This is a genomic window from Paraglaciecola sp., assembly GCF_030730205.1.
GTDB lineage: Bacteria > Pseudomonadota > Gammaproteobacteria > Enterobacterales > Alteromonadaceae > Paraglaciecola.
In genome coordinates this window covers 1-3,273 of the sequence record NZ_JANQVQ010000150.1, presented here as the reverse complement: position 1 = coordinate 3,273, position 3,273 = coordinate 1, and the positions used below count along the sequence as shown (strand labels likewise).

Sequence of the window (3,273 nt, the reverse complement as noted above, 5' to 3'; positions counted from 1 at the left end):
AACGAACAGTTAATCGTCGAGCTTTACTCTAAGTAAAGCTAATTGTTAAGAGAGGGTACAATGCAGGGTTCTGTCACCGAATTCCTTAAGCCGAGATTAGTTGGTATCGAAAAGATCAACCCTACTCGTGCCAAAGTTACTTTGGAACCACTAGAGCGCGGTTTCGGGCATACCTTGGGTAACGCGCTACGTCGTATTTTACTTTCGTCAATGCCAGGTTGTGCAGTGACTGAAGTTGAAATAGACGGCGTGCTCCATGAGTACAGTGCCAAAGAGGGTGTGCAGGAAGATATCATAGATATCCTTCTGAACCTGAAAGGCCTTGCCGTTCGCCTGGAAGACAAAGATGAAGTCACGCTGACTTTAACGAAAAAAGGTGCTGGCCCTGTAACTGCTGGAGACATCCAGCATGGCGACGGTGTGGTTATTACTAACCCAGAGCACGTAATTTGCAACCTGACTGGTGAAACTGAATTCAGTATGCGCCTGAAAGTTGAACGTGGTCGTGGTTATGTGCCTGCATCAGCGCGTTTGTCCTCAGATGATGACGAGCGTCCTATTGGTCGTCTGTTACTGGATGCGTCTTTCAGCCCGGTTGAGCGTATAGCTTATTCTGTTGAAGCAGCGCGGGTAGAACAGCGTACTGATTTGGACAAACTGATTATCGATATGGAGACCAACGGCACTGTTGAGCCAGAGGAAGCCATTCGCCGCGCAGCAACGATTTTAGCTGAACAGTTAGAATTCTTCGTAGAGCTGCGTGATAAGAGCGAACCGGAAAAGCGCGAAGAGAAGCCGGAGTTTGATCCGATTCTGTTACGTCCGGTCGATGATTTGGAATTAACAGTTCGTTCTGCTAACTGCTTGAAGGCAGAGCAGATTCAGTACATTGGTGATCTGGTTCAGCGTACCGAGGTTGAGTTACTTAAAACACCTAACCTGGGTAAAAAGTCGCTTACCGAAATCAAAGACGTGCTGGCTTCACGCGGTTTATCACTTGGCATGCGCCTAGAGAACTGGCCGCCAGCGAGTCTGGTAAATAAAGACTAATCAGATACCAGTTTCTGGTTTAGTGAGAAGGAATAGATCATGCGCCATCGCAAGAGTGGTCGTCAATTAAACAGGAACAGCAGCCACCGTACGGCAATGTTCCGCAATATGGCAAGTTCGTTGGTGAAGCACGAAATCATCAAAACGACTTTGCCAAAGGCAAAAGAGTTACGTCGTGTGATTGAGCCATTGATCACACTGGCAAAGAATGACAGCGTTGCAAACCGCCGTCTTGCTTTTGCTCGTACTCGTGATAAAGAAGTAGTTGGTTTGTTGTTCAATGTTTTGGGCCCGCGTTACAACGCTCGTCCAGGTGGTTACACTCGTATTCTTAAGTGTGGCTTCCGTGCAGGCGACAACGCACCAATGGCTTACATTGAGTTAGTAGATCGTCCAGAAGTGGATGCACTGCCAGTTGAAGAAACTGCTGCAGAGTAAGCTACTCCTAAGTAAAAAGCCGGGCTATGCCCGGCTTTTTTATGTCTGTTTGTTTTTGCTACCAAGTACCGATATGATTATTTTATTCAGTTAATTAGGTAATGGTTTATGCAAAAATTTCGTTTATACATTATATATGCATTGTTATTTGTCCCTGCAGCACTTGCTGACTGCTTTCAACTAAACATTACCTCGGCATGCCATAACTTTTCATCTTTATTAAACAAAGTTCCTGATACGTATCCTATGCTACAAAAAGTTTTTGCGGATCCAGCCCCTTACAAAGTACAAATAATTTATACGCAAATAGATCGCGATACACAGAATAAACCTCACCTCAGTTACTACCAATATAATGTCGATGAGAACCGGTATTTCTATCCAGCCAGCTCAGTAAAGCTGCCTATAGCTTTACTTGCTCTTGAATGGCTGAACGAGCAAAATGTGGAGCAACTTACCACTGAGACTACCATGTTCACCGACGCCGCACTGCCATGGCAAACTGCCGCACATATAGATGATACTTCAGCGACAAAATTACCGAGTATGGCGCATTATATTAAGAAAATACTATTGGTAAGTGATAATGATGCCAGTAACCGGTTATATGAACTATTAGGCCAGGAAAGGATAAATGCTAAATTAGCAGAGAAAGGCTTAACAAATAGTTTGATTACTCATCGTTTAAGCACATCTTTAACGGAGCAGCAAAACCGGCAATACAATCCAATTCGATTTATCGGCTTAGATAACACTCTATTATTAGCGTTGCCAGCAAGGGAATCTGTAAGCGTTTTCCGCAACAAAGCCGAAGCCACTTTTGGTAAAGGATATATCGATAATGGGAATTATATCGATCAACCGATGGATTTCACTGCAAAAAACCGCCAGAGTCTGGCTAATTTTGATGGTGTAATAAAGCGTTTGGTGTTCCCGGAATTATTCAGTAAACAGCAGCAGTTTGCTTTATCAAGCAAAGATAGAGAGTTTGTCTTGCGTTATATGTCTATGCTGCCGTCAGAGAGTGATTATCCGAGTTACAATACAGAACAGTTTCCAGACAATTATTCTAAATTCCTCATGTTTGCCGGTGAGCCGAAGTCACTTCCCGCTAATATTCGTATTTTTAACAAAACCGGTTGGGCTTACGGACACATTGTTGACGGCGGTTATTTTGTCGATATAGAAAATCAGGTAGAGTTCTTTCTTACAGCGGTTATCTATACTAACAAAAACGACATCCTTAACGATGACCAATATGAAACCAAACAAGTTGCATATCCGTTTCTCAATGAGTTAGGTAACTACATATATCAATATGAACTCAACAGAGCTAAACCTATTAGGCCAGATCTTACCGATATTAAAAAGATCATCAGTAAATCCCCCTAGATCCGTTTAAATAACATACAGAAAACCAACGTTTTATATGTTTTTGCACAAAAAGTGTTCGAACGATCATATTTCTGTAAAAAAGATCTTGATCAGTTTGCTGCGATCTCTATAATGCGCACCACACAGACGGCAGCAAGCGAAAGCAGAAAACGTCTGACTGAGGTGAAAACCTCGCATCATCGAGTTTGACTCTGGTGCACGCTCTTTAACAATTAGCAATCAATCATCTGTGTGGGCACTTATGATGGATTTCACGAAAATGAAATTTATCAGTTGAGTGACACTACAGAAATGTTTTAAGTCAGTAAGACTGAGCAGTCCTTCGGGACAGAAAGAACTTTAATTGAAGAGTTTGATCATGGCTCAGATTGAACGCTGGCGGCAGGCCTA

3 protein-coding genes are annotated in these 3,273 nt (G+C 42.9%); all 3 read left to right on the top strand.

All coding sequences use genetic code 11. From position 1 onward, the window contains the following. Positions 1–60 precede the first annotated feature (60 nt). The 3 genes from rpoA to NWQ57_RS10475 all read left to right on the top strand — a co-directional run bounded on the left by rpoA (position 61) and on the right by NWQ57_RS10475 (position 2,880). The gene (gene rpoA / locus NWQ57_RS10485; RefSeq protein ID WP_027672165.1) at positions 61–1,050 is read left to right on the top strand and encodes a DNA-directed RNA polymerase subunit alpha; all 990 of its coding nucleotides are present in this window, start codon (positions 61–63) and stop codon (positions 1,048–1,050) included. A 39-nt stretch (positions 1,051–1,089) separates the two neighbouring features. Further along, positions 1,090–1,488 carry a 50S ribosomal protein L17 gene (rplQ, locus tag NWQ57_RS10480; RefSeq protein WP_027672166.1) on the top strand — a complete coding sequence of 133 codons (399 nt, stop codon included), beginning with the start codon at positions 1,090–1,092 and terminating at the stop codon, positions 1,486–1,488. A 108-nt stretch (positions 1,489–1,596) separates the two neighbouring features. After that, positions 1,597–2,880, top strand: coding sequence for a serine hydrolase (locus tag NWQ57_RS10475; protein ID WP_306022101.1), 1,284 nt, complete (start codon positions 1,597–1,599; stop codon positions 2,878–2,880). Positions 2,881–3,273: the final 393 nt, after the last annotated feature.

Coding starts and splice junctions, on each gene's coding strand:
- rpoA (WP_027672165.1), top strand. CDS start 61: ATGCAGGGTTCTGTCACCGAATTCCTTAAGCCGAGATTAGTTGGTATC.
- rplQ (WP_027672166.1), top strand. CDS start 1,090: ATGCGCCATCGCAAGAGTGGTCGTCAATTAAACAGGAACAGCAGCCAC.
- NWQ57_RS10475 (WP_306022101.1), top strand. CDS start 1,597: ATGCAAAAATTTCGTTTATACATTATATATGCATTGTTATTTGTCCCT.